General features: G+C 63.1%; 25 protein-coding genes and 1 pseudogene. 10 read left to right on the top strand and 16 right to left on the bottom strand.

What is annotated here, in order from left to right; all coding sequences use genetic code 11:
* Window positions 1-113 precede the first annotated feature (113 nt).
* Window positions 114-674, bottom strand: a complete 561-nt coding sequence (locus tag B0G62_RS17165) for a c-type cytochrome (RefSeq protein WP_103705403.1) — start codon at window positions 672-674, stop codon at window positions 114-116.
* Window positions 667-1,974: a sulfite dehydrogenase gene (gene soxC, locus B0G62_RS17160; protein ID WP_103705402.1), complete on the bottom strand. Its 1,308-nt coding sequence runs from the start codon at window positions 1,972-1,974 to the stop codon at window positions 667-669. Before soxC ends, B0G62_RS17165 begins: the two co-directional genes overlap by 8 nt.
* 254 nt (window positions 1,975-2,228) lie before the next feature.
* Here soxC and B0G62_RS17155 point away from each other — a divergent pair, with 254 nt between their 5' ends.
* Window positions 2,229-2,414: a hypothetical protein gene (locus B0G62_RS17155; protein ID WP_103705401.1), complete on the top strand. Its 186-nt coding sequence runs from the start codon at window positions 2,229-2,231 to the stop codon at window positions 2,412-2,414.
* A gap of 65 nt (window positions 2,415-2,479) precedes the next feature.
* Here the strand turns inward: B0G62_RS17155 and B0G62_RS17150 are convergent, their stop codons facing one another.
* The 10 genes and pseudogenes from B0G62_RS17150 to B0G62_RS17110 all read right to left on the bottom strand — a co-directional run bounded on the left by B0G62_RS17150 (window position 2,480) and on the right by B0G62_RS17110 (window position 12,364).
* Window positions 2,480-3,805 (bottom strand): LLM class flavin-dependent oxidoreductase, encoded by a 1,326-nt coding sequence (locus B0G62_RS17150; protein WP_103705442.1) that lies wholly within the window; start codon window positions 3,803-3,805, stop codon window positions 2,480-2,482.
* Window positions 3,806-3,983: 178 nt separating this feature from the next.
* A pseudogene (locus B0G62_RS32730) lies at window positions 3,984-4,091 on the bottom strand (aliphatic sulfonate ABC transporter substrate-binding protein); the annotation flags it as partial.
* Between the two features lie 20 nt (window positions 4,092-4,111).
* Entirely contained in the window at window positions 4,112-4,963 is an 852-nt protein-coding gene (locus B0G62_RS17145) for an ABC transporter permease (protein ID WP_407671184.1), read from the bottom strand.
* On the bottom strand, window positions 4,956-6,146 hold the full coding sequence (locus B0G62_RS17140; RefSeq protein ID WP_103705400.1) for an ABC transporter substrate-binding protein: 1,191 nt from the start codon (window positions 6,144-6,146) through the stop codon (window positions 4,956-4,958). The genes B0G62_RS17145 and B0G62_RS17140 overlap by 8 nt, the downstream gene beginning before the upstream one ends.
* A gap of 60 nt (window positions 6,147-6,206) precedes the next feature.
* Window positions 6,207-6,998: an ABC transporter ATP-binding protein gene (locus tag B0G62_RS17135; protein WP_103705399.1), complete on the bottom strand. Its 792-nt coding sequence runs from the start codon at window positions 6,996-6,998 to the stop codon at window positions 6,207-6,209.
* Window positions 6,995-8,110 (bottom strand): acyl-CoA dehydrogenase family protein, encoded by a 1,116-nt coding sequence (locus B0G62_RS17130; protein WP_103705398.1) that lies wholly within the window; start codon window positions 8,108-8,110, stop codon window positions 6,995-6,997. Before B0G62_RS17130 ends, B0G62_RS17135 begins: the two co-directional genes overlap by 4 nt.
* Window positions 8,107-8,694: a carboxymuconolactone decarboxylase family protein gene (locus tag B0G62_RS17125; RefSeq protein ID WP_103705397.1), complete on the bottom strand. Its 588-nt coding sequence runs from the start codon at window positions 8,692-8,694 to the stop codon at window positions 8,107-8,109. Before B0G62_RS17125 ends, B0G62_RS17130 begins: the two co-directional genes overlap by 4 nt.
* A gap of 138 nt (window positions 8,695-8,832) precedes the next feature.
* Entirely contained in the window at window positions 8,833-9,795 is a 963-nt protein-coding gene (locus tag B0G62_RS17120; protein ID WP_103705396.1) for an AraC family transcriptional regulator, read from the bottom strand.
* Window positions 9,796-9,983: 188 nt separating this feature from the next.
* Window positions 9,984-10,592, bottom strand: coding sequence for a VC0807 family protein (locus B0G62_RS17115; protein WP_103705395.1), 609 nt, complete (start codon window positions 10,590-10,592; stop codon window positions 9,984-9,986).
* Window positions 10,593-10,771: 179 nt separating this feature from the next.
* Entirely contained in the window at window positions 10,772-12,364 is a 1,593-nt protein-coding gene (locus B0G62_RS17110; protein WP_103705440.1) for an FAD-dependent monooxygenase, read from the bottom strand.
* Between the two features lie 458 nt (window positions 12,365-12,822).
* On the opposite strand from B0G62_RS17110, the gene B0G62_RS17105 reads away from it, so the two are divergent.
* From B0G62_RS17105 to B0G62_RS17090, 4 genes are all read left to right on the top strand, one after another.
* Window positions 12,823-13,722, top strand: coding sequence for a LysR family transcriptional regulator (locus tag B0G62_RS17105; protein ID WP_103705394.1), 900 nt, complete (start codon window positions 12,823-12,825; stop codon window positions 13,720-13,722).
* Between the two features lie 151 nt (window positions 13,723-13,873).
* On the top strand, window positions 13,874-14,167 hold the full coding sequence (locus B0G62_RS31720) for an antibiotic biosynthesis monooxygenase family protein (protein WP_167401297.1): 294 nt from the start codon (window positions 13,874-13,876) through the stop codon (window positions 14,165-14,167).
* A 60-nt stretch (window positions 14,168-14,227) separates the two neighbouring features.
* Window positions 14,228-15,241, top strand: coding sequence for a zinc-binding alcohol dehydrogenase family protein (locus B0G62_RS17095; RefSeq protein ID WP_103705392.1), 1,014 nt, complete (start codon window positions 14,228-14,230; stop codon window positions 15,239-15,241).
* A gap of 122 nt (window positions 15,242-15,363) precedes the next feature.
* Window positions 15,364-16,287, top strand: a complete 924-nt coding sequence (locus tag B0G62_RS17090) for a LysR family transcriptional regulator (protein WP_103705391.1) — start codon at window positions 15,364-15,366, stop codon at window positions 16,285-16,287.
* A gap of 221 nt (window positions 16,288-16,508) precedes the next feature.
* On the opposite strand, the gene B0G62_RS17085 is transcribed toward B0G62_RS17090, so the two are convergent.
* Entirely contained in the window at window positions 16,509-18,017 is a 1,509-nt protein-coding gene (locus B0G62_RS17085) for a peptide MFS transporter (protein WP_103705390.1), read from the bottom strand.
* Window positions 18,018-18,370: 353 nt separating this feature from the next.
* On the opposite strand from B0G62_RS17085, the gene B0G62_RS17080 reads away from it, so the two are divergent.
* Complete coding sequence (locus B0G62_RS17080) at window positions 18,371-18,946, top strand: cupin domain-containing protein (RefSeq protein WP_103705389.1); 576 nt, start codon at window positions 18,371-18,373, stop codon at window positions 18,944-18,946.
* Window positions 18,947-19,143: 197 nt separating this feature from the next.
* On the opposite strand, the gene B0G62_RS31715 is transcribed toward B0G62_RS17080, so the two are convergent.
* Window positions 19,144-19,335 carry a hypothetical protein gene (locus B0G62_RS31715; protein ID WP_167401296.1) on the bottom strand — a complete coding sequence of 64 codons (192 nt, stop codon included), beginning with the start codon at window positions 19,333-19,335 and terminating at the stop codon, window positions 19,144-19,146.
* A gap of 33 nt (window positions 19,336-19,368) precedes the next feature.
* Window positions 19,369-19,791 carry an MFS transporter gene (locus B0G62_RS17075; RefSeq protein WP_181315598.1) on the bottom strand — a complete coding sequence of 141 codons (423 nt, stop codon included), beginning with the start codon at window positions 19,789-19,791 and terminating at the stop codon, window positions 19,369-19,371.
* Window positions 19,792-20,325: 534 nt separating this feature from the next.
* Here B0G62_RS17075 and B0G62_RS17070 point away from each other — a divergent pair.
* Together B0G62_RS17070 and B0G62_RS17065 are read left to right on the top strand one after the other, a co-directional pair.
* Complete coding sequence (locus tag B0G62_RS17070; RefSeq protein ID WP_103705388.1) at window positions 20,326-21,516, top strand: acyltransferase family protein; 1,191 nt, start codon at window positions 20,326-20,328, stop codon at window positions 21,514-21,516.
* 445 nt (window positions 21,517-21,961) lie between these two features.
* Window positions 21,962-22,738 (top strand): enoyl-CoA hydratase, encoded by a 777-nt coding sequence (locus tag B0G62_RS17065; protein WP_103705387.1) that lies wholly within the window; start codon window positions 21,962-21,964, stop codon window positions 22,736-22,738.
* 42 nt (window positions 22,739-22,780) lie between these two features.
* On the opposite strand, the gene B0G62_RS17060 is transcribed toward B0G62_RS17065, so the two are convergent.
* Window positions 22,781-23,215: a MarR family winged helix-turn-helix transcriptional regulator gene (locus B0G62_RS17060; RefSeq protein WP_103705386.1), complete on the bottom strand. Its 435-nt coding sequence runs from the start codon at window positions 23,213-23,215 to the stop codon at window positions 22,781-22,783.
* 438 nt (window positions 23,216-23,653) lie between these two features.
* Here B0G62_RS17060 and B0G62_RS17055 point away from each other — a divergent pair, with 438 nt between their 5' ends.
* Together B0G62_RS17055 and B0G62_RS17050 are read left to right on the top strand one after the other, a co-directional pair.
* The gene (locus B0G62_RS17055; RefSeq protein ID WP_103705385.1) at window positions 23,654-24,598 is read left to right on the top strand and encodes a dihydrodipicolinate synthase family protein; all 945 of its coding nucleotides are present in this window, start codon (window positions 23,654-23,656) and stop codon (window positions 24,596-24,598) included.
* A gap of 383 nt (window positions 24,599-24,981) precedes the next feature.
* Window positions 24,982-26,082 carry a branched-chain amino acid ABC transporter substrate-binding protein gene (locus B0G62_RS17050; protein WP_227473389.1) on the top strand — a complete coding sequence of 367 codons (1,101 nt, stop codon included), beginning with the start codon at window positions 24,982-24,984 and terminating at the stop codon, window positions 26,080-26,082.
* Window positions 26,083-26,167: the final 85 nt, after the last annotated feature.

Raw genomic sequence — 26,167 nt, 5'->3', positions numbered from 1 at the left:
ATCGTTCGTGCTGGCAGCGCCACGCCGGCGGCCGACAGCAATAGACCCCGCCACCAGCAGGCTTGCGTGTGCGAACGCCCGGCGTACGCGGCAAAGGTCTCCAACGGCACAGTCTACAGTTTGCCGGGCCGTGGATCGGGCACGAACCCATCGCGATTCGGCATGCGGATGGCGGCGAGCGTACGCGCATCGAGCCGCGCATCGTCCGGCACGATCCCATTCCGGTTAAGGATCCAGGCGCTCACGGCGTACACCTCGTCGGCGCTCAACGACTGCGGCGCGTTGTAGGGCATCGCGCGGCGGATGTAGTCGAACAGCGTGGTCGCAAAAGGCCAATAGCTGCCGACCGTGCGCCTGGGCGCGGCGCTCTGGAGCGTGCCGCTTCCGCCCACCAGCGGATCGCCGATCAACCCCTGGCCCTGGGCGCCATGGCAGGCTGCGCACTTTTGCGCGAAGACCAGGGCGCCCGTCTTGACGTCGCCACTACCGGGCGGCAGGCCGCGTCCGTCCGGAGCCACGTCGATGTCCCAGGGCGCGATGGCCGATGCGCCCAGCGGCGTGCCGACCTCGCTCGCCATGCGCGACACAGCGGCTGTTTGCGTCGTGACGCCAGGCGTGCAGGCGCAGGCGAGCAAGGTGGTTGTGAGGACAACGAGGCCGCGCGCCTTACGCATTGCTCACGCTCCCGTCCGTGCCGATCCGCCACGATTGAATCCCGTTGTAGTGGTAGTAGGAATTCAGACCGCGTGCGGCCACGAGCGCTTCGCGCGTGGGCTGGACGTAGCCTGTGGAGTCGGTGGCGCGCGAAAGCAGCGTAGCCGGCTTGCCTTGCCATGCCCAGTCGAAGGTGAAGCGCGTCAGCGCCCGGTCCCGTATGGGGGCTTCAAGTCGCGCGGTCTGCCAGTTCGCGCCGCCATCAGTCGAGATCTCGACGGTGCGGATCGAACCGCGTCCGGACCACGCCAGGCCGACGATCGGATAGTAGCCGGGCCGCGTCAGCCGTTGGCCCGGCGACGGGCGGGTGATGACCGACTTCGCATCCATTTCGAACGCGAACTGACGGGCGCGGCCATCGGGCAGCAGCCCCGTGTATTTCGACGTCTCCTCGCGGGTTTCGAGCGGACCATCGACCACCTTGAGGCGTCGCAGCCATTTCACGTGCGTGTTGCCTTCATAGCCGGGCACGATGAGCCGCAGCGGGTAGCCGTTCTCAGGTCGCAGCCGCTCGCCGTTCTGCGCGTACACCACCAGCGCCCGGTCGAGAATCGCATCGAGCGGCAGCGAGCGGGTCATCGCGGCGGCATCGGCCCCTTCGGCGAGTATCCAGCGCGGCGGCGCGCCCGATGCGGGCCGCGTGCTGCCGCCGACCGCTTCGAGAAGTGTCGAAAGCCGTACACCGGTCCATTCGCAACATGACAGCAAACCGTGCGTAAGTTGCAGCGGCAGCCCGCTCGAGCCCTTCCATTCGCTGGCGGTGTTGCCCGAGCATTCCATGAAATGAACCCGCGATTCCGAGGGCAGGCGCAGCAGATCGTCCATTGTGAAGAGTTTCGGCTCGGCCACGAGGCCGTGAACCGCGAGGCGATGCACGTCGGGATCGATGTCGGGCACCCCGCCATGGTGGCGCTCGTAGACGAGTCCATTCGGCGTCAGCGTCCCGTGCAGGTCGGCGAGCGGCGTGAGCGACGAAGCGGCGCCTGGCATGGGCCACTGGCGCGCGGCGCGGCGCACGACATGCGACTCGAACGAGGAGGGAAGCCCATAAGGGTGTTCGAGAATCGGCGCGCCCGGCGTGCGGGTCCACGGCGGCACGGCGAGCGGATCGAGCAGTTGCGCTGGCGTGGCGGTCGCGGCGCGCGCGTGCGAGGCGGCAAGTGCAGAGAGCGCGGCGCTCCCGAGCAGCCGTCGACGGCGCGAAGATGTCGGCGCGCCATCGGCTGGGAGCGAAGGCTTGCGATCGGGAATAAAACGCATGTTTCGTGTCTCGGGGCCGTGCCGCCCGCAGGGTCCGTATCTGGCGAAGCGGGCAGTATAGGAAGGGGCGTGTGCGTTGCCTAATAGCGATTCGGACTACGTATATATGAAGACGTGATAACGCGGCAATACGCTGGACAGGCGGCAAAAGCGGCTTCTATGTCGAATACGAAGAAGCATCGTAGAAATGCTTGTTTGGCCGATCGGGAAACGCTAACTAGATTTGATCGTATGCCTTACGCGAGGACTTTTTCATGTCGAATCTCATCTTCCCCCGCCTGCGCCGTTTCTTTACCCGCGATCGTGTCGAAATCGAGTCAGAGCGTCCCGATGCCCACGAGCAGGCCGAGCGCGCCGCGCTCTATGCGAGCCACGGCTACTTTCACTCCAGCTTCACGCCGCTTCTTTTTCCCTTTGTGCCGGAAATCCCGCTCGAATAGGTCCGACGCTTAACTCTTGCGAGCCGCGCGCCCGGCCTTCCCGCGCCGGGCCGACCATCCGGCAATCAAACGAAGAAGCGGTTGAGCGGCCGCCGCAGGCCCAGATGGTCGCGCAGCGTCGTCCCCGTATATTCACGCCGGAAAATACCGCGTCGCTGCAACTCCGGCACCACCTTGCCGACAAAATCCTCCACGCCCGCGGGCAGCCAGGGGAACATGATATTGAAGCCGTCGCTGCCTTCTTCGACGAGCCATTGTTCCATCTGGTCCGCGATATCTCGCGCCGTGCCCACCATCTCCAGCCCTGAGTAGCCACCCACCCGCTGCGCCAGTTCGCGGATCGTGAGCTTTTCCTCGCGTGCCCAGTCAACGACGCGCTGGCGCGCGCTGCGGCTCGCATTGGATTCGGGAATCTCGGGCAGGGGGCCGTCGGGATCGTAGCCAGAGACGTCATGACCGAGCGCGATCGACAGCGAGGCAATGCCGCTGTCGTAGTGCACGAACGTATCGAGCCGCGCGCGTTGCGCCGCAGCTTCTTCGCGCGTCTCGCCCACGACCACGAAGACGCCGGGCAGGATCTTCAGATCGTCGCGCGTGCGGCCAAAGTGTTCGAGCCGGCTTTTAAGATTCGCATAAAAGCGCTGACCGGCGGCGAGCGTGGGCTGCGCGGTAAACACCGCATCGGCGGTCTGCGCAGCCACCTGCATCCCGGCCTCGGAAGAGCCGGCTTGTACGACCACGGGCCAGCCCTGCACGGGACGCGCGATGTTGAGCGGCCCGCGCACGGAAAAATAGTCGCCGCGATGATCGAGAACATGCAGCTTCGCGGGGTCGAAGTACAAACCCGTGTCGACTTCGCGCACGAAGGCGTCATCGGCCCAGCTATCCCATAGGCCGGTGACGACCGCGTGGAATTCGAGCGCGCGCCGGTAACGCTCGTCGTGTTCCATGTGGGTGTCGCGGCCGAAATTGCGCGCGGCCTCGGGATTCGACGTGGTGACCAGATTCCAGCCTGCGCGGCCGTTGCTGAGATGGTCGAGCGAGGCAAAGCGGCGCGCGATGTGCCACGGCTCTTCGAAGGTGGTCGAGGCGGTCGCCACCAGGCCGATGCGCTCGGTGACGGCAGCCAGCGCCGAGAGCAGCGTGAACGGCTCGAACGAGGTGGCCGTGTGACTGCGCTTGAGCGCGTCGATCGGCATGTTCAGCACGGCGAGGTGATCCGCCATGAAAAACGCGTCGAAGCGCGCTTTCTCCAGCAGTTGAACGCAATGCTTCAGATGCGCGAAGTTGAAATTGGCGTCGGGCCACGCGCCGGGGAAGCGCCATGCGCCGGTGTGGAGGCTGACGGGGCGCATGAACGCGCCGAGGTGGAGTTGCCGGTTGCGAGTCATCGTGTGGCCTATGCGGGGCGTGCGCACGTGCTGTGCTGTGTGCACCATCCAGTGATGATGGTGGCCCGTGCTCGCAATGGTCAACGGCCGGCTTAAAAGTATTTCTGCTTCGCAATTCACGCTGACGGGAATAGGGCGCGCGGCGCGATGGGGCGGTGAGGCCAGCGGGTCGGATCAGGGCGAGAAGCCATGCAGCGCGCGCACGCTTGACGACGATGGCCCGCGCGCCCGGCGAAGGCGCTTCCTGCGCCACGCAGACGAAGCGTGCGTGGGCGGCCTGAGCGAAGAACGCGCTCGCCGCCGTGTTCACTCGCGCTCGCGCACCGTCCCAAATCGCTGATAGACGACGCGCGCGGCCGTATCAAGCAGAAAACCCAGCGCGCCGATCACCAGCACGACCGCCATCAGCTCAGCGTACGCGAGCCGGTCGCGGCAATCGAGAATCAGAAAACCCAGCCCGGAATTCACACCGAGCATTTCCGCGGGCACCAGCACGATCCACAGAATGCCAATGGCGAGGCGCACGCCGGTCAGCACGTGCGCCGCGATGCCGGGCACGTAGATGTGCCAGAGCATTTCGGCGCGCGTTGCGGCGAGACTTTCGCCAAGCTGGACCCAGCGCGCGTCGATCTGCTGCACGCCGGCCGCCGTGCTGATGACGATGGGCCACACGGCCGCGAAGGTCAGCAGGAAATACACCGGCGGGTCGCCGACGCCAAGCGACATCACGGCGATCGGCATCCACGCGAGCGGCGAAATCATGCGCAGCAATTGGAGCGCGGGCGACAGCGCGGTTTCGAGCGTCTTGAAGCGGCCGATCAGAAAGCCGAGCGGCACGCCGAACAGCATCGCCCACGCGAGGCCCACGCCGATCCTGCGCAGACTCGCGCCGATATGCGTGAACAGCCGGTCCTCGGAGACGAGTTCGGGAAACGTGCGCCACGCCGCCAACGGCCCGAACTGCGCCGCCAGTGCGCTATGACGCGACGCCAGCGCCACGCCGATCCACCACGCGAGCACGATCGCCGCGAGTCCGGCCATGCCGAGCAGCCAGCGTGTCGCGCGCCGCCGCGCGCGCCCGGCGTCGGCGAGTGCATCGACGACCTGGCCGCCGCTTACGCCGTCTGGCGCGCCCGAGTGTTCGCTGAGGCTAGACAACGATGGTCTCCGTGCGCGCGTAGGTGTCCGGCAGCCCGAAAGTCTTCATGCCGCCGACGGCCTCGATGCTCTTCTTCACGAAACGGTCGTCGACGAGATCGCGCGCGACGAAGGCCGGGTCGAGCGCCGCGAGGAACTGCCCGTTGCCCTGCAACTGCGTCGTCTTGAGCCGCCGCACGAGTTCCTCGGTATAGGCGGGGTACGGGTACGGCTGGAAGTCGATGCGCTTCTCGTGCCAGTCGGCGTGCACAATGGCGCGGTCGGCCAGATAGCGGCCTTCGTCGGCGGGCGAGGGCGCGAGCACGTTTTGCAGAATGCCGGCCGGGTGCGGCGTATAGCGGTTCGGGCCGCTCTTCGAGAGCAGTTGCGCCGCTTCCTGAGGATGCGCGCGCGTCCACGCCTGCGCCTTGACGATCCCGTCGACGACTTTCTGCGACCACGCGGGTCGCCCGTTCAGGTCGCGCTCGTGCATGAAGACCACGCAGCACGCGTGGTCGCGCCATACGTCGCCGGTGAAACGCAGCACCTTGCCGACCTTGAGCGCTTCCGCGGCGGCGTTGAACGGCTCGGCGACGATGAAGCCCGCGATCTGCTTCGCCGCCAGCGCGGGCGGCATGTCCGAAGGCGCCATGACGACGAGTCTGACTTCGTTCGGCTTGAGCGCGCCGTCCTGGCTGAGCACCGGCGCGAGGCCCTGCGTGCGCAGCATGTCCTGAAGCACGACGTTGTGAATCGAATACCAGAACGGCACGGCCACGGTCTTGCCGCCGAGGTCCGTCAGCTTGTCGATCTCGGGGGCGACCGTGAGCGCGGATCCGTTCACGTGGTTCCACGCGACGACTTTCGCGCTCGCATGGCTGCCGTAGCGTGCCCAGATCGTCATCGGCGCGAGCAGGTGAACGACATTGATCTGACCGGACAGAAAGGCCTCCACCAGTTGCGCCCAGCTACGCAGGAGCGTGGGCTTTTCGACGTTCAGGCCCGCTTGCTCGAAATAGCCGTTGTTGTGCGCGACGAGCAACGGCGCGGCGTCGGTGATCGGCAGATAGCCGATGCGCAGCGGCGCGTCGGCTTCGGTGGCCGCGCGCGCGCTGGCAGCGCCAAGCAGCGGCGCGGCGCCCGCGACGGTGAACATCGACGCGAGCTTGAGCCATTCGCGGCGGGTCATGGGGAGCTGGCACATGGGCGGGCCTTCCTCTTGTGGATATCGGTCTGTGTATCGGACTGTGTATCGGTCTGTGTTTCAGGCGGGATGCGGCGCGCGCGCCATCGTCGCGTGCAGCGCGCTCACCAGCCGCACGCGTAGCGCGCCGAGCGCTTCGACATGCGCATCGCGCGGCTCGGGCAGTCCCACGGCGAGATCGAGCGCGATGCCGTCCGGGCCCAGCACGGCGACGCGGTCGGATACCAGCAGCGCTTCGTCGATGTCGTGCGTGACGAGCAGCGTCGCCGCGCCGCTTTCGCGCACGACGCGTACGAGCAGGCGTTGCATGTCGCCGCGCGTGAGTTCGTCGAGCGCGCCGAACGGTTCGTCCAGCAGCAGCGTGCGCGGCGCACGCGCCAGGGCACGCGCTAGCGCCGCGCGCTGCGCCATGCCGCCGGACAACTCGCGCGGGGAGAAATGCGCGGCGTGCGCGAGACCCACGGCGTGCAGCGCGGCGTGCACGCGCGCGTCACGTTCGCGGCGCGACAGCTTCGGCTGCTTGCGAAAGCCGAGGCCGAACGCCACATTGCGCTCGACCGACAGCCACGGCAGCAGGCACGCGTCCTGAAAGGCGAGCGCGACGTCCGGGCGCGGCCCGTCGAGCGGCGCGCCATCCACGCGCACGGCGCCCGCATGCGGCGCGATCAGGCCCGCCGCGACGCGCAGCAGCGTGGACTTGCCCGCGCCGCTCGCGCCGATGATCGAGACGAGTTCGCCGGGCGCAACGTCGAGATCGACGTTCGCAAGCACGCTGCGCTGCTGACGGCGCAAGCCGATGCCGCGCAGTTGCAGACGCGGCGCGCCGCCCGACGTGTCGACGAAGCCGTTCATGCGGCCTCGCTGCGCCGTTGCTGCGCGAGTTGCGATTTCAGTTGCACGAGGCTCGGCGTGACGATCGGCACGAAGGCGGCTTCGCGGCTGCGCCGTGCGGTGTCGTTCGGGCCGGGATGCGAAGCGTGCGCGCGCAGATAGCCGCGTCCGCCCGCGGCCTGGACGTCGAGGCGCGTTGCCGCGTCCACCACGGCGGCCAGCGCGATGCGCAACTCGAACTGCGCGGCGGGCGCGGCGACGAATGCGCCGCTCGCCACACCTTCATGGAGGCGCACGGCGAGGGTGTCGAGTTCATGACGCAAGGCGTGGGCGTCGTCGATGAGCGCGGCACGCACGGCCGGGCTGCTCGCGTCCACGGCGTCGAGCGCGCGACGCGCGAGGCCGATCGACATCCCGCATTGCAGGCCCAGAAAGGCGGGGCGCGCACGGCCGAGAAAGGCGCGCGCATCGGCGTCGATCAGCCATCCGGCGTCGAGTTCGGCGCCCTCAAGCGTGAGCGCGGCGGTATTGCTGCCGCGTAACGCGATCAGGTCGAGGTCGTCGCTGCGCGTCATGCCGGGCGCGTCATGCGGCACCGCGAAAATCGCGGGCGGCGCGCCATCGTGACGATCGAAGGCCGCCGCGACGACAAAGCCCTCGCGGCGCAAGTTGGTGATCCACGGCAGCGCGCCGTCGAGCGCGAAGCGCGTGCCGGCGGTATCGAGCGGCCTCGCGTGCATCTGCAACGGCTCGATTGCGCTGAGGTATTTCATGGCGTTCGAGAGGCCGGTGGCGCCTGCATGGTCGCCCGCGAGCAGCGCGGGCAGCCAGCGCGCACGCAGGTCCGCATTTGAGCTTTGCAGCAGATATTCGATGAAGGTGCGCTGGCCCCAGAACACGAACGCGCTCGCGAGCGAGCGGCGGGCAACGGCGGCAATGGCCTCGATCGCGTCGCCGGTGGTGCCGCCCGCGCCGCCGTGCGCCTCGGGCACGCCCACGCGGAAAAGGCCGGAGCGGCCCAGACGCGGCACGACATCGGCCGCGTGCGTGGCGTCCGTGTCGAGCGATTCGGCGTGCGCATCGAGCCAGCCTGCGAGATCGGCGGGCAGCGCGTGCTCGGCGGGGCGCGTCATGACGTCTGTTCCACGGCGCGGTTCGTGTAGTCGTCCGGGTTCCAGCGATAGTTCGCGAGTTGCGGATTCAGATCGTTCTGCGCGAAGTTGTTGGCGAAATTGCAGAGCGTGGCGAGACTCACGCCCAGGATCACTTCGAGCGCGTTGGCGTCGCTGAAACCGGCGGCGGCGAATGCAGCGCGCGCGTCGTCCGCCACGGCGCCGCGCGTGGCGATCACGGCGCGCGTGAACGCGGCCACCGCGTCAAGGCGCGCGTCGCCGCTCTCGCGGCCCGTGCGTAGCGAATCGACCACGGGGGCGGCCAGTTGCGCCTTCTTCAATGCCACGGCCGTGTGGCCCGCGACGCAGAATCCGCAGCCGTGAATCGCGGCGGCGGTGATCTGCACGGCTTCGCGTTCGGCGAGCGTGAGGCCGCTGCGGCCATTGATCTCGCCGACGCTCAGATAGGTTTCGAGCGCGACGGGCGCATTCGCGAGCGACGCCACCAGGTTGGGCAAAAAGCCATTCGCGGCCAGAGAGCGCTCAAGGAACGGGCGGCTCGCCTCGGGGGCGCTTTCGACGGTATGCAGCGGCAAACGGCTCATGAGTAGTCCTCGCGGGTAGGCAGATCAATGCACCGATTCTCCGCGCGCCGACGTGCGCGGAGAATGCGCCGCTGTCCGCGATTCATGCGGGATTGTCTTGCTCGGCGGGAAGCCCGGTTGCGTCCGGAACGGCGTGGCTTAGTGTAGCGCGGCAAGCGCTGCGTCGCCCGCGGCCGCGCGCCGCCATGCGCCGGGCTGAACGCCGGTCACGCGTTTGAACGCCTGCGCGAACGCCGATTCGGACTGATAGCCCACTTGCCCGGCGGCATCGAGCAGGCTCTTGCCGGTGCTCAGCATCGACGCGGCGAGCTTCATGCGCACGAGCGTGAGGAATTGCGCGGGCGGCTGACCGCACAGTTCGGCGAACTGTTTGCAGAAACGCGCGCGTGACATGTGAACGAAGTCGGCCATGTTCGCGGTGGTCCAGCGCTTGCCCGGCTCGGCGACGATGGCCGCGACGAGCGGCACGAACGCCGGGCGACGCAGCAGCGCCCAGAAACACGGCGTCAGTTCGACGTTCGAGTCGAGCGCGCGCAGCGTGTAGAGAAACAGCAGGCTTGTCAGACGCGCGATCAGCGGCGAGGGCGTGTGCGGATCGAGATGCGCCTCGGCGCGGATCAGCTCGAAGATCTGGCGAGCGCCGTGCAGCGCGGGTTGATCGTGCCGCGCGATCACATAATCGGGCAACAGATCCAGCATCAAGCCATCGAGACCGGACTTGAATTCGAAGAAACCGCAGGCAAGCCCGAGACTGCCCGGTTCGGGTTCGTTGGTCGTGCCGAGCGGCGTCATCGCACCGTGGCGCGCGCTTTCGTGGCCAGCCTGCGGAGGCCGCGCCTGGGGCGACAGACAGTGCGTCACGTCGTCGAGCAGGAATACGGCGTCACCGGCCGCGAGCGGGACGCTGTGCGCCGGGCGGCCGGGCCGCGCCGGGAGATGCAGCCAGCAGCGCCCGTGCAGGACGAGGTGAAAACTGGCGCGGCGATGGCCACTCGTGGAGGCTTGCCAGGCGCCGCAATACTGACCGACGTGAAACAGCGTGCTGGTGACTTCGAGGCCTTCGATCAGCCAGGCGGAAAACGCATCGACGTTGGGCGGCATGGAATCGGGACGCGACAAAACGCGCGCGGACGTCGCGCACAGTATCTCACCGTAATGCTTTTTGGCCGCAGGCCCAACCAAGTTATCGTTCGATACTTATGCGGTCTGGCGCATTGGTGCGCCGCCGACTCGTTGTGCACGTTCGCTAACACCCAATCCGGTGTCAGTTGCAGTCTTTAAACGGGTGGTTATGCCCTCTTTAAATACGCGTGTCGGTACAGAATCGACCACGCTGTCAGCCCGGCATAAGTTCCATATCTGACCAAAGTGGAAAGTCGATCGACATCGTGATCGCCGACGTGCCTCACGATAGCGACACGGATCACGCATTCACCAACAAGGCCGACTCCCCAGACGGCCGTCATTACCCGGATGGATTTTCTGAGTCCCGGGCGGGACATCCACATCTCGTCGAATTCCTGCTCACGCCCCTGGTGCTCGCGCGCCAACGTCGATCTCCCAAGATAGAACACGAGTGGGCGACTAACCAATAAAGAGACGAGGAAGAGCACGCCAATAAAGCCGCTCACCAGTGGTTCACCTGATTCGCGCAGCCATCGACCGGCAGGCGACATGAGCAAAAGCAGCGACATGGCGAGGCTTGCAAGCACGATTGCGCTCAACGCATCAAAATGCCTGAAACGAGCGAAATCGAACGTCATCCAGCCGAGCAACGGTAGGCTCGACGCCATCAGCGCGCCCGACAGCCCCCAGTCGGGAAGTGTCATCCGGTAAGTCACTGCGGGCAAGGCCACGTTGACAACGAATGCCAGGACATACCGGGCGGAGGGAATCATCTTGGGCGCGCGGAGTCAGGCGAGGGCCGGTATTGGCGCGAAGTGGACGTCCAAACGTCCGGGACGCCCTACCGCCGGTTGATCGCCGATGGCCGCACTGCGAGCCGCGAGCCGGCACACCGCGAAGCGCTCGCTTACGCATCGACGGCGCGTACCATGCCGTCCCCGCCTGTATGGCTTCATTGCGGGCTCAAGCCATCCAGCCAGCACCTGATTGCAGCGCCCGAACAGTCGTCACTTCTCCAGCCAATATGACCGTCTGGTCTGGCGATCCATACTTCACCGCCCTTCGCATGGAACGTCCTCGCAAAGTCACCCGTGGCGTCCGTCACTATCGTCATGAGTTCGGACACGGGCAGTTCGCAATCCGCAGGCGTGACGAGCACGGCCGATGCGGCGCCGGGTAGCGACTCGGCAAGCGCGCGACATCCCTCGATGAAGGCGTGATATTGCGGCCCGTCCGCGTCAACATAGCCGATGAGCCAATGTCGCCCCGCGCCGACATAGTCATGCAATCGCCTTGCATGGCCGACGAAGCGCTCGGCCAAGCCCTGCGCATCAGGCAGGCGGTCACCGGGGGCGGGCGATTCATCATCTGCGTGAGCACAAAGGTCAGTAACAATGGGGCTCCCGCGATAGGTGACCAGCAGTTGGGTCTCACGCATCGCCGGGTTGGCGGCCTGGCGCGTGAGGACTGCATTAAGCGCCGCACTCGTCGACTTGACGACATCGATGCCCACGGGACGCCGCTCTGCGGCATAGCTGTCGAGCAATGCCGGACCCGCCAGTCCCTTCGCGACATGCGCAAGTTTCCACGCGAGATTGTGCGCGTCCTGGAGGCCCGTGTTCATGCCCTGTCCACCGACGGGCGGATGAATGTGCGCGGCGTCGCCGGCAATGAACACCCGGCCTCGCCCATAAGCGGATGCGATACGATGGCTGACCCGATAGACCGACGACCATCGCATCGACGATAGTCGTGTGCCTTCCGGCAGGGAGGGCAGCATGAGGCTGCACATCGTTTCGAAGTCGGGAGCGTCAGTGCCCGCGAGTGAAGCGGCACGTTCTTCGGGCACGATCATCGAGAGCCGATAGCGCTGCGCGGAGCCTCGAATGGGGACAGCCGCGAGGCTGGTTTTCGCGCGCGCTGCATCGGTCCACTCGAATCGATACATGGGCCCGCGCGGATACGGCCAGTCCACGTCGAGATCGGCCAGTGCAAAAGTTTGCGGGTATCGCTCGCCTTCGAAGGTTAGTCCCAGCCCTGACCGGACCTTGCTGTGCGCGCCATCGCACCCGACCAGCCATTTGCAATGAACAGTGAGCGCTTGACCCTGCGGTCCGGTCAAATGGGCCTCGACTGCGTCGCCGTGATCGATGAAACTATCTAGCGTGCAGCCGTAATTCACCTGACCGCCGTGTTCCGCGTACGTCGCTTCGAGCAGCCGTTCCGTCTCGTATTGCGCAAGCGAAAGGGACCCATAGGGCAAGCCTTCTTCTGGCACCTGCATGCTTCGCTTAGGCACCATTGCCCCGTCGACCCACGTTTCAACGCCGGTGAGCCATACGCCGGCAGCGATTGCGCGATCGGCGATTCCTAGATCATCGAAAATCTCAAGCGTGCGAGGCGTCACGCCGAGCGCTTTGCAGAAAAACCCTCTTCCCGCCATGCTGTCGATCACTTTCACCGCGACGTGGTCGCGTCGCAACTCGGCGCCCAGCAGCAATCCGACCGGGCCCGCGCCCACGATGAGTACGTCCACGTCTTCCATGATCTGCTCCTGGCAGGGCGTTTGCCCATCCTCGGATATGAACAAAAGCACTGTACGGGCAATGGTCTGGCCCTTCTTCGAAGGCTACTTTGTCAACCATGTGCCCTTGATTGTCGCCGATTCGGGCGACCGAATCGAGTGACCGTTTCTCGGGCGTACCGCCGCGCTTCCACGCACGATAGCCGTTGACGCTTACCCTGAAGATCTCGCACAACGCCGACTTCTGGTCTAATGCTGCCCCAGAAGGTAAGGTAGCTGAACAAGAAGAAAGACGCGATGCGGGTTATCCGCCGAACAAAAATCGTTGCTGTGGAAGCGATGGAAGGACGCTGAGTCGTCAAGCGACATCGGCCGTTCGTCGGGCAAGCACGCTGCTCGATTTCCTTGAATAGAAATTCACTACGGTATCCGAAGTATTTAAACCTTATCTGGCGTAACAGGACCGTCCACGCAAACTCATGATCCGACTCGAAGACCTCGTGATTTTTGTCTCCGCGGCGGCTAACGGCAGCCTTTCGGCCGCTGCGCGCCAGCTCGATCTCACGCCCGCCGTGGCGAGCGCGGGCCTCAAGCGGCTGGAGGCGGAACTCGGCGCGCGGCTCTTCGCGCGCTCGACCCGCAGCCTGAGGCTGACCGCCGATGGCGAGCGCTACCTGGCGTTCGCGCGCAACGCCATCGAGCAGCTGGAGGCGGGGCAGAACGCCGTCGCACATGGACGCAAGATGATCGGCGGCACGGTGTCGCTGTCGATGCCCTCGGATCTGGGGCGCAACCTGCTGATCGGCTGGCTCGACGATTTTCAGGCCCAATATCCGGCGGTTTCGCTGCAGGTGCGCATTGGCGACCAGATCGCGGATATGTTCCGCGCGCCGATTGGCCTCGCGATCCGCTACGGCGTCCCCGAGGATTCGAGCCTCGTGGCGCTGCCGCTCGTGCCCGACAATCGCCGCGTGCTGTGCGCCACGCCCGATTACTTCGCGCGTCACGGCAAACCCGCGACGCCCGCCGATCTGGCGCGTCACAACTGCCTGCGTTTCGCCTTGAGCGACACGTTGCACGACCGCTGGACCTTCTTTAGCGACGACGAACCCGTCGTCGTGAGCGTGCACGGCAACCGCAGCAGCGACGACGGCGAACTCGTGCGCAAATGGGCACTGGCGGGAATGGGGCTGGCCTACAAGTCGCGCCTGGACGTACACGCCGATCTCAAGGCTGGTTTGCTGGAGCCGGCCATGGCGCACTTTGGCACGGAGCATGCGCCGCTCAATCTCGTCTGCGCACACCGCGCGATGCTTTCGCCCACGGTTAGCGCGTTGCGCGACTTTCTCCAGCAGCGCTTCGCCGCCTATCTCGGCTGAGCCGCTGCTTGTGCCTCCTTGTGCCTGCTCGCGCAGGCGCATTTTCAATCGTGCTTTGAAACTGCTTGCGCGCCTGGCCTCTGGGCCGGGCGCGCCACTTCGTCCATCATTCCATCCCATGACGAACAGCAAACGCAATGGGAGGCGCACCGTGCTGATCGCAATCGCGCGTTTTCATTTGCGGCCCGAGAAGGCATCGGCGTTCGAAGCAGTGTGGCAGACGGCAAGCGGTTTGCTGGCGAACAAGGAGGGCTATCGCGGCCATCGGCTTGGTCCACAATGCGAAGACGCGGGCTGCTACGTGCTGGAAATCGAATGGGATAGTCTCGATGCCCAGAGCGCTTTTATGGCGCACGCCGATTTCGCGCCGTTTCTGCATATGCTCTGGCCGTATTTCGCGGCGGACCCCGAACTGATTCATTTCGAGCCGCTGCACGTCCGTTGAGGTTTCGCTGTTTTTCCTTCGAATCAAATCAATTCAAGTGTTTTCAACCGGAGAAGCATGATGAAAGCGATTGGCTACCACCGCAGCCTGCCGATTACCGACCCCGAATCGTTGATCGATCTCGAACTGCCCGATCCGACGCCGGGCGCGCACGATCTGCTGGTCGAAGTACATGCCGTGTCGGTCAATCCCGTGGATGCGAAGGTGCGGGCGCGCATGGCGCCCGAAGACGGTCAGCCGAAGGTGCTGGGTTGGGACGCGAGCGGCGTGGTGCGCGCGGTCGGCAAGGATGTGACGCTCTTCAAGCCGGGCGATAAGGTCTGGTATGCAGGCTCGCTCGTGCGGCCCGGCACCAATAGCGAACTTCATGTGGTGGACGAGCGCATCGTTGGCCACATGCCCGCGACGCTGGACTTCGCGCAGGCGGCGGCGCTGCCCCTCACGGCCATCACGGCGTGGGAGTTGCTGTTCGACCGGCTCGGTGTGCCGGAAGGCCGCGAGGCCAATGGCCAGGCCTTGCTCGTGATCGGCGCGGCGGGCGGTGTCGGCTCGATTCTCGTGCAGCTTGCGCGGCAGTTGACGGGCCTCACGGTGATCGGCACGGCCTCGCGTCCCGAGACGGCGCAATGGGTCACGGAACTGGGCGCGCATCACGTGATCGACCATACCCGACCGCTTTCGCAGGAACTCAAGCGCATTGGCTTCGACGGCGTGGAATACATCGCGAGCCTGAACCAGACCGATCGTCACTTCGACGAGATCGTGGCGTCGATCAAGCCGCAAGGCCGCGTGGGTCTGATCGACGACCCCGAGATCATCGACTTCCGCAAGCTCAAGACGAAGGCTGTGTCGCTGCATTGGGAGTTCATGTTCACGCGTTCGATGTTCGGGACGGCGGACCAGATTCGCCAGCATGAACTGCTCGACCGCGTCGCGCGCCTGATCGACGAAGGCGTGCTGCGCACGACGCTCAACGAACGCTTCGGCAGCATCAATGCCGCGAATCTGCGTCGCGCTCACGAACTGATCGAGACCAATCGCGCGCGCGGCAAGATCGTGCTCGAAGGCTTCTAATCGTCTAAAAGGCGCATGGTCGCCGGATATACTTCGCTTCGTCATTTGACACCGGCAAGCGCACGCGTTAGCCGCGCTTGCCCACCCTTCATACGAAGCAACGATAATTCCGGCGGTGATCCATGGACCTCGTCCAAAGCATGCGGGTCTTCATACGTGTCGTGGACGCGGGCAACTTCACGGCGGCAGCCAACGCGCTCAACACGACCACGGCCTATACCTCGCGTGCGGTGTCCGATCTCGAAGCGCATCTGCAAACGCGTCTGTTCAACCGCACGACGCGCAAGATCACCCTGACCGAAGCGGGCGAGCGCTTTCTCGCGCGCAGCCGGCCTATCCTCGACGATCTCGAGCAGGCCGAATCCGAGGCGCGCAACGCAACCGTGGTGCCCTCGGGACGACTGCGCATTCATTCGATGAGCGGCTTCGGCACGCGTTATGTGGTGCCGCTCGTGTCGCGCTATATGGAGCAGCAGCCGCTCGTCGAAGTGGATCTCACGCTGCATCAGCGCATCCCCGATCTGCTCGAAGAAGGACTCGACATCTCCATCGTGCTCGCGCAATCGCTGAAGGAGTCGAACTATATTTCCCGTTCGCTCGGCCGTTTCCATAGCGTGATATGCGCGTCGCCCGATTATCTCGAACGGCATGGCACGCCGCAGACGCTCGCCGATCTCGATCAACATGCCTGCCTGAAGCTCGTCATGCCCTCTGGCGAATCGGAATCATGGGTGTTCGATAGCGACGCGGGCGAAGAGATTTTCGCACCGCGCAAGCTGCCGTTCTCGGTGAATCTGCCCGAGGCGCTGGCGGAAGCGCTCGCATCGGGCATGGGCGTGGGCGTGTTGCCGGCCTCGACGTTCGCACGCGAACATGCGCAAGGACGTCTTGCACGCGTGCTGCCCGATTACCGGCTCGATGTGCGCAACATCTACGCGATCTATCCTTCGCGCAAGTATCTGGATGCGAAGGTCCGCACGTGGGTCGAGTTCGTGGGAGAACATCTGCCGGCGTTGCTGGCAAGCGACAACGCCGTGATCGGTTGAGCGATCGGGTCACCCGTCATTGCGCGCGCAACCTTTCTGCGTTCATGCACCGTTGCTGTGCAGACGCGGTGCGCCCATCCTGAACCAGGCTTTCGCGATCTTGCCTTCGACGATTCTAGGCTTGCCAGTCGCACAAAAGAGAACGGGATCGATGCGTTGGCAACGATCCCGCTCAAGAAACGAGGCCGGCGAGAGGTGTATCGCGTGGCCTTACGACAGTGTTACTTCGTCGCGAGTTCGCCTTCGGCGTTCGAGGCGGTTTGCTCGCCTTGCTGCTGGTGCGCGCGCGAGAGGCGGCCCATCAGCGGCAGCAGCAGGATCGCGAGCAGGGCGCCCGCAGCCGCGAGCCAGCCAAGGCCATCGAACAGCTTCGTGTAAAGCGGCAGCGATTCGAGCGGCGAGAGGTTGCCTTGCGGCATCTTCGCGAACGTGGCGACCACGCTGCCCAGGTATTGCGACACGCCCGTGGCCACGAAGTACGCACCCATCATGAAGCCGCTCATGCGGGCCGGCACATAGCGCGCGATCATCGCGAGGCCCAGACCGCTCACGAGCAGTTCGCCCAGCGAGTAGAGGCCGTAGCCCGCCACCATGAACCACGACGACACGCGGCCATCGACGGCGTAGCGGCCGCTCAGCGCATAGACGAAGAAGCCCGCGGACACCACGACGAAGCCCAGCGCGTACTTGGCCGCGACGGGCACGTCGCCGCCACGGCTGGCGAGGCGCGAGTAGAGCGTCGCGAGCACCGGACTCATGATCATGATCCAGATGGGATTGAGCGCCTGGAATTGCGCCGCGCTCCAGCTGAACAGCGTCGTGCCGAACAGGCGGAAGGCCGGATCGACGTTATGCACCGCGAACAGCGTGAGCGAGGTGGACATCTGCTGGTAGAACACGAAGAACAGGATCACCTGCAGCACGAGGATCAGCGCGGCCACGAGACCCGCGCGCTCCTGGCGCTCGCAGGTCATCAGCATCCAGCCGAAGATCGCGAGGATCGCCACGCCCGCCGTGTAGACGCACGTTACGGCAAGCTTCTTGTCCTGCAGCACGAAGATGGTCGCCACGCCCAGTACGACGCCGCCCGCGATCACCCACGCCAGACGACGCCACTGGATCGGCTCCGCATCCGGCATCGAGCCGATCTGCGCGAGCGTGCGATGCATCAGGAAGAAGTTGGCGATACCCAGCAGCATGCCGCCGCAGCAGACCGCGAAGGCGGCGTGCCAGCCCCAGTGGTCCTTGATCCAGGGCGTGAGCAGCATCGACACCGTCGAGCCGATGTTGACCGCCATGTAATAGATCGTAAACGCCGCGTCGATGCGCGATTCGTCCCCTTCATAAATGCGGCGCACGAGGTTGGCGGCGTTCGACTTGAACAGACCGTTGCCGACCACGATCACGCCGAGCGACGCATACATATGGACCAGATGATCGTTGGGCATGGCGAGCATGAAATAGCCCGCGAACAGGATGGCGGCGCCCAGCACCATCGAGCGGCGCGAACCGAGCACGCGGTCGCCGATCCAGCCCCCAATCGAGGGCGATGCATACACGAGCGCCGCGAACGCGCCCCAGGTGAGGGTGGCATGCTCCTCGTTGAAACCCAGCCGCTCGACCATGAAAAGAACGAGTAGCGCCGCCATGCCGTAATAGCCGAAGCGTTCCCACATCTCGATGAGGAAAACCGTCGAGAACGACCTCGTCCGTGAAACCGATGAATTCATTGTGACCTCAATTTGCTGCATATTTGCTGCCGAAGCTGATGCGATAGTGGCGAAGACACGCGGATCGCGTGCGAAGCGGGCTCACACTCACGCCGGGAGTGGTGCCGCTGGCAAGGACGGCGCTTATGGCGCCAGTTGATTTCATATCTCCTCCTTGGTTGAACTGCGGATCGCGCAGGCACCAGGCTTACAATTTCATTTTTGTCTGAATGTCCATCACAGTGTTGGCGCGGATCTCGCTTACGCACTGTTTGGGTGCCGGTTCATATAAGTGAAATTCCGGCAAGACGCAAGGGTATCAAACGAGATTTACTTACATCAAACATTTTTTGACGATAATTTACGTTCCTGATATGGTTTCTACAAGTGGAAAGCGGGACCTGGCTGCATTGGCGCTCGGCGAAAAGATCCGCGCAATGCGCCAGCGGCTGAATCAGACGCTTGACCAGACGGCGACGGCGGCCGGTATTTCCAAGCCGTTTCTGTCCCAGGTGGAGCGCGGTCTGGCTTCGCCGTCGCTCACTTCGCTCTCGGGCATTGCGCGGGCGTTGGGCGTGACGATGCAGTACTTCGTCGAAACGCCATCGGAGGAACGTTCGGTCAAGCGCGGCGATCAGCTGGAGTTTTTCGGCTTCGCGGATTCGGCGAATCTGTTCGCCCGGCTCACCAATACGGCAGGAGGACGCCAGCTCGAATCGATCCTCGTGCGTCTGCCCACCGGCAAGAACCGCTCGGAAGTCACCACGCACGCGGGAGAGGAATTCGTCTACGTGATCGACGGTGAATTATCGTTGGAGCTGGAAGGCAAGGAGTTCGTGCTTCAGGCAGGAGACTCGGCACATTATCAATCCACGGTGCCGCATAGCTGGAGCAACAACGGAAGCAAGGAAGCGGTTGTCGTGTGGGTAGGGACACCGCGCCTGTTTTAATCGAGGAGGTACCGGGAAGGTCGACATATCCGGTGCTTTCTTGTGTGAAATTGTAAGGATGGCTAAGCGTGATGGTGATGTATCTCCGTCGCGTGATGGAGTGGCGGGCGAAGCCGTCTGTGACGAGTCGCGTCATTCCTGTCGCAGGTGCTCCTCGCGATGCGCTCTGCTGCTTTCCGGCGATATGCCGTTACCGCTCAATCCGCCTCGGGGCTGCGCATTTCACACGCGCTGCCCCAAGGTGACGCTGCTAGAAGCAATGGTTGGATAGGAATCCAAATAAAAATATAGAGCGGCCCTGGAAAATGCCCATGCCGCATCGGGATTTCGCCACATGGCCGATCGCCATGCAGGAAAATGCCGTCATTGAAATCATCGAAGCCGAGCATAAAGGCGTCCCATGTGAGATGGTCCGAGGCAATTCAGTTTGCAGGCGAGGGCTGACTGCTCTGACGTTTTCCTTCGCAGATGCCAAGTGTAAAGACGGTAAGCGTGCAGCTAGCGATCGCGAGCGGCCATAGCAGAACGCTGTCTCCGAATACCTTCATCGCTGAACCTGCCATAAGCGGACCGAGAATCGAGCTAGCCGTGAACGCCAGCGACACGAGTCGCAAGTTTCGTATCAGTGTGGCTTTCCCGCTGCATGCAGCGGCGCACATGCCCAGTGTGATGAATGCGCTATTCATGTCCCCTACGATGAGCGCGTTTGCCAGAAACAGCCAGGTCATGGGCGTGGCGAGCGCGAAAGCGAGAAGGGCGAGCGTGCTCACCATCGCACACGCGATCACCGTTAATCCCAAACCAGCGCGGTCAGCCATCCGGCCGACTGGAAGTTGCAATGCCATCCCGCCCAGGCCGAGTCATGACAGCAGCAAGGTAGTCTGTGTGCCACTCATTCCACGCGCGCCGGCATACAGCGGAGAGTGATCCGGCTGACCGGTTCAACTTGACCCGCTTCGGCCCTTCGATCCGGTGCGACCTTAACGGTGGCCTCCAAGGTACAACGGCCGTTCGTTCATCAATGCATGGCAGCGAGCACTCGGCCTAATCAGCCGTTCGAATCGCCAAACGTGTCGTCGGCCTCGTGCGGCCGCTTTCAATAAGGGTCAACGAGTCGTTTCGACTTTTATCTGCGCTTCGTGCTATTGGCCAGTGAACCGGAGCCGATGGGCGGATCCCGTCCGACTACCCCACCTGTGTTACTGCAGCCATTTCCATATGGTTCGCTGTCGAACATACACAGCCTTGTTCGCTCCGAATACTAACGTCTACGCAGAATGGAGGAAGGCTGACCGGCGGCACCCCGCCTGGAAAGCACCGAAAGCACCGAAAGCAGTACTGCTGGCGTTGACCGTCGCTCACATATCATCGAGGTCTTTATGCTCTTCCCGCGTCGAACATTCACGCTCTCACAACGCATGGAGGAAGTTGGCGCTGCGTCGAGCGGGTTTGACTATATGAGGATCGGGCTTGCCATCAGCATACTCTGCTGGCACACCATCTCCACCCTTCACGGTGTCGGGTTCGAGCGACCGTATTGGGACAAATGTCGTATGGTAGTTGGCGGATTACTGCCGATGTTCTTCGTATTGAGCGGATTTCTCGTGTCCGGCAGTCTCGCCAGAACCGGGAGCGTGGGTAAGTTCTTTTCTCTGCGAGCGATCCGGCTGTACCCGGCCCTCGCGGTGGAAGTGCTCCTTTCGGCTTTGTTGTTGGGCCCACTGCTCACCACGGTCCCGCTATCGGAGTATTTTTCGAGCAGCGAATTCTGGGCCTATTTTCATAACATCATCGGGTACATCACCTATCCGCTTCCTGGGCTCTTCAATGAAAATCCAGTCGCGAACATTACCAACATTTCGCTTTGGACGATTCCTTACGAACTGGAGTGCTACATCTGTCTGGCCTTGATCGCGGTATTCGGACTGCACCGCAGAAGAGTGCTGCTGTTAGCCGGACTGCTCCTCATAATTATCGTGAAGACATCGATGTTCGCTCGTCTCGGAGTCGGAGCTCAGTTCTCCCGACCGGACGGCCGGCTACTGGTAGCAAGCTTCCTTGGTGGCGTCGTAGCTTATTTTTATAAAGACAAGATACCCTACAACGGCTTCCTTTTTGTCGTCGCATTGCTGTTGCAGCTTATCCTGACCCGTAACGTGGTCACGGCTTGGGTTGCGATAATTCCGACCATTTACGTTACCGTCTATCTAGGTCTGCTAAACCCGCCGAAATATACGTTCTTGATGCGCGGGGATTACTCGTACGGCCTTTATTTGTTCGCTTTTCCGATTCAACAAACCTATTCGCTACTGTTCCCGCACCATCGTGTGTGGTGGCTCTCCATAGGATTCAGCCTCTGCCTGGGTATAGCGTATGCGGCGCTCTCGTGGCACTTGATAGAAAAGCCAATATTACGCAGAAAAACCGAGATCATTGGGCGACTAACGCTCGCCTCAAAGCAAATCGGTCGAATGGTCGTTTCCGGATGGCGCGACGACGAGCGTAGACTTGGTGCGGGTGCGGGTGCGGGTGCGGGTGCGGGTGCGGGCGGCGAACGGCCGAAAGCTTGATGGTGAGCAAATACCAAAGGCCTGACGATCTGGCGCCGTCCGCAGCCTCCGCTCTAGATTCGTCTATGAGCGTGGGCGCAGCGAATGTCAGCTGCCTCCAATCCGGCCTGTACCTAACGCCACTCGATTGGCACTCGGTTCCGTCAGCTTGACTACGCTCGAGCGCCCCTGGGAGCGATAGCTTGAGTGATTACAGACCAGACTTACCGAACGATGGACGTTGCGGGGCGGTCTATTTGGTGGAATTCGCCGGCGCAACCTTTTCGGCCAGATTTCGTCCCAGTATTTAGGGCCGTAAACGGCCAGGACACGTTCAATCGCCTCCTTGCACCCCCCAAGTTTACTTCGCGTGCGAATTAATATATGCTTCGTATGCGAATATTCTAGTACGGTGGCGTTCCGGAGGAGCGGTATCAGGGCGCCCCGCATTTTCGGAGGCAAGGCGATGATCCCAGAAATTCACGTAGCGCTTTCAAGTGGTGTACTGACCGCCACGATTTCACGATCAGACAAGAAAAACGCGCTCACTAACGACATGTATGGCGCACTTGCAGATGCCATTGCGCGGGCGAATGACGACGACGAGGTTCGGGTGTTGTTGATTCAAGCCGATGGAGACACATTCACGTCCGGTAACGACGTTTCCGAATTCGCCGCCCAGGCGACGGGCAACGGCCCGAAAGAACGTAACGTCGTTCGCTTTCTGCAAGGTCTGGCGAATGCTACGGTACCGATCATCGCAGCGGTTCAGGGCAAGGCAGTCGGAGTGGGGACAACGATGTTGCTCCACTGCGACTACGTGCTTCTTTCCGACGAGGCGCAATTGATCACCCCCTTCGTGAATCTGGCCTTGGTTCCCGAGGCTGCCTCAAGCTATCTCCTTCCCTTGCGGATTGGACACGCCAAGGCATTCGAAATGTTCGCCCTGGGGGACGCAGTGCCAGCGGATGTTGCCGTTGCCTGGGGTATCGCAAACAAAACGACTTCTGCTGCGGACCTGCGTGCAGAGGCACACCGCATCGCCGGGAAAATTGCCGCCAAACCCATCGGATCGCTAACTGCAATGAAACGACTGATGCGCGACGCGGAGAAACTGGTCGCTCAGATGGATTGCGAAAGCGCCACCTTCGTGGAGCGACTCGCAAGCGCCGAGGCGAAGGAAGCCTTCATGGCATTTGCCCAAAAGCGCCAACCGGACTTTACGAAGCTCGCTCGACAATAGGAGCGGCACGCATTACGGGGCACCACCGGTGCCCTTGAGTTGTTATTCCGGTTCCTCGTTACTGGCCGGAAACTTCTCCTGCAAACTTGTCAGCCATCGCGCCACGACGTCGATCTCGGATGCGGTAAAGCCCTCAGTCAACCGGGCATTCAGGTCAGCGAGGCCTGCCTTCGAACGCTTGAGTGCAACTCGTCCTTCTGCCGTCAGCCACAGCCGCGACGCGCGCCGATCGGATTCATCCGCATGGCGTTCGATGAGACCAGCCCGTTCGGCTCGATCGACCAATCCACTCATTCCCGGCGCCTTGAGGTCAAGCGCTGCCGCTGCTTCATTCGTCAGGGCGCCGTCGTTCGTCGCCAGAAAAAACAGCAGGCCAGCCTGCGCCGCTGTCACCCCACCGACGGCTGTTCGCGCCTGCGACCAACGATGTAGGCGTCGCTGGCCCACATTCAGCAGATAGACAAGCCGATGATTCATTTTCGACACCTCGTACCGCGTTCCGAAAACGGAACGCCTATAAATCGCCTATAGATCAATAGTTCGCGCGCGAATATTATCATAGGTACTCACCAAGGGCGATCGGAGTGGTTCTTATGTGTTCGCGCTCAGGCGTCCGGTAGCGACTGTGCACCGGACGCTCACTGGCAACGCCCCGGCAGCTGATTGTGGCCGATACCGGATGCATGCCATCCACTAGCCAGCGCCGACAGTTACGAAAAACCACTATGCGGAAATCGTCATCGTAGCCGGGCCACGGGAGCAAGACGGCCCGGCGCGTGTTGCCTACGATTATCGGCACGAACACGGTCACGGAAATCGACTCCATAGCGGGCCTCGCTCGCCGGCGCGACGTGTTCTGCGCAAGATTAGTTCGAAACGCAGCTTCCCAATCTTTCAGGGTCCAAAGGAAACTTCATGAGCAACAACATCTTCACGGGTACGATTCCGGCCCTCATGACACCGTGCACGGCGGCGCGTACGCCCGATTACGACGCACTCGTCGCCAAGGGGCGAGAACTGGTCGGCCTCGGCATGTCGGCGGTCGTCTACTGCGGTTCGATGGGCGATTGGCCGCTTCTGACCGAAGCACAACGTCAGGAAGGTGTGGCACGGCTCGTTGCCGCAGGCATCCCGACGATCGTCGGTACCGGCGCGATCAACTCGAAGGAAGCGGTTTCCCATGCGGCGCATGCGGCAAAGGTAGGGGCGAGCGGCTTGATGGTGATTCCGCGCGTGCTGTCCCGCGGCGCGTCGCCGGCGGCACAGAAGGCGCATTTCTCCGCGATTCTCGAAGCGGCGCCGGCGCTCCCGGCCGTGATCTACAACAGCCCGTACTATGGATTTGCCACGCGCGCCGATCTGTTCTTCGAATTGCGCGCGAAGTATCCCAATCTGATCGGCTTCAAGGAGTTTGGCGGGGCTGCGGATATGCGCTATGCCGCCGAGCACATCACCAGCCAGGACGACAGCGTCACGTTGATGGCCGGCGTCGACACGCAGGTGTTCCACGGCTTCGTCAACTGCGGCGCCACGGGGGCGATCACCGGCATCGGCAATGCATTGCCGCGCGAAGTGCTTCATCTGGTGGACCTGTGCCGCAAGGCCGCTGCGGGCGATGTAACGGCGCGTCGTCAGGCGCGGGAGCTGGAATCGGCGCTTGCCGTGCTGTCGTCGTTCGACGAAGGCACCGACCTCGTGCTGTACTACAAGTACCTGATGGTGCTCAACGGCGATAAGGAATACACGCTGCATTTCAATGAGACCGATGCGCTGAGCGAAGCGCAGCGTCGTTACGCGCAAACACAATACGAGTTGTTCCGTAGCTGGTACGCCAACTGGTCGAAGGAAGTGAATGCCTGAGGCTTGACCACCGGCAGCGTTGCAGCATGAGAAAGCGCCCATTGGGCGCTTTTTTCATATGGAGACGCTTAAAAGGACGTTGACTTGCGCTTGCTATGTTGCTTGTTGCGTCGGTTGTTACGCGTATACCCGCAAACCGCATCGCACGGCGCGTGATGACTATGCTGATTTCTGCATCTGAGCTGTCGATTTTCCGCAAGACTCCACGATTTTTGAAATCTTATATTGCTCCCAGCCCACCACCGGCCACACCGGATAAGCGAGAGGCGAATGCCCGAATGATCCGTGAGGATGCGGGCAACGGGGTAATCAACTATCAAGGAGCACGAATAATGCAATTTCAGAGGACGGCCATCTCCACCGCATTAGCTTTGGGCGTTGCCATGGCTGGTGCACCATGCTCCTATGCCGCGTCGCCGGTCGAGATCAAGATCGGCTTCGCCGCGCCCCTCACCGGCGGCCAGGCGCACTATGGCGCGGATTTCCGCAGCGGCGTGCAGCTCGCGATCGAGGACATGAACGGCACGAACCCGGTCATCGGCGGCAAGCCCGTGCACTTCGTCCTCGACGCCCAGGACGACCAGGCCGATCCCCGCACCGGCACGACCGTCGCGCAAAAACTGGTGGACGATGGCGTGGTCGCGGTGCTCGGCCACTACAACTCGGGCACGAGTATTCCCGCCGCGCCGATCTACGCGAAGGCAGGCACGCCTGAAATCGCGATGGCGACATCGCCGACATATACGCGCCTGGGCCTTCCCACGACGTTCCGCCTCCTGACTTCGGATACGCAGCTAGGCGGCGTGCTTGGCGACTACGCCGTCAAGGGCCTCAAGTTCAAACGCATTGCGATCATCGACGATCGGACGGCCTATGGCCAGGGCGTGGCGGAAGAATTCGCCAAGGCGGCCAAAGCGGCGGGCGCAACGGTGGTCGATGAGGAATACACGAGCGACAAGGCCGTGGACTTCCGCGCGATTCTCACCAGGATCAAGGCCGTCAATCCCGATGCAGTGTTCTACGGGGGCGCCGACACACAGGCCGCGCCGATGCTCAAACAGATGCGCACGCTGGCGATCAAGTCGGTGCTGATCGGCCCCGACATGCTGCAGTCCGACAACCTCATCAAGGTGGCGGGCGAGGCGTCGGAGGGCACGCTGGCCGCATCCGAAGGCAGCCCGCTTGCGCAAATGCCCGGCGGCAAGGCATTTGGCGAGCATTACGCAAAGCGCTTCAATCAACCGGTCGAACTGTATGCCCCTTATGCTTACGACGGCACGATGGCGGTGTTCAACGCGATGAAGAAAGCCGATTCGACCGATCCCCATGTCTTCCTCGCCGCGCTCAAGGCGACGAACATGAAGGGCGTCACGACCAGCGAGCTTGCCTATGATCAGTATGGCGACCTGAAGTATGGCGGCGTGACGGTGTACAAGGTCGTCAACGGCGCATGGAAGCCGTTGCAAACGGTGGGGACGAAGTAAGGCAGCGGCAAGACCCTGCCGTTCTCCCTCTCGCCCGGCGTGCGCCGTGAATTTTTCTCTTCATTCACGCTCGCCGGGCGCTTCA

It is taken from the genome of Paraburkholderia eburnea (assembly GCF_002917095.1).
Lineage (GTDB): Bacteria > Pseudomonadota > Gammaproteobacteria > Burkholderiales > Burkholderiaceae > Paraburkholderia > Paraburkholderia eburnea.
This window is presented reverse-complemented; position numbering and strand designations above follow the sequence as displayed.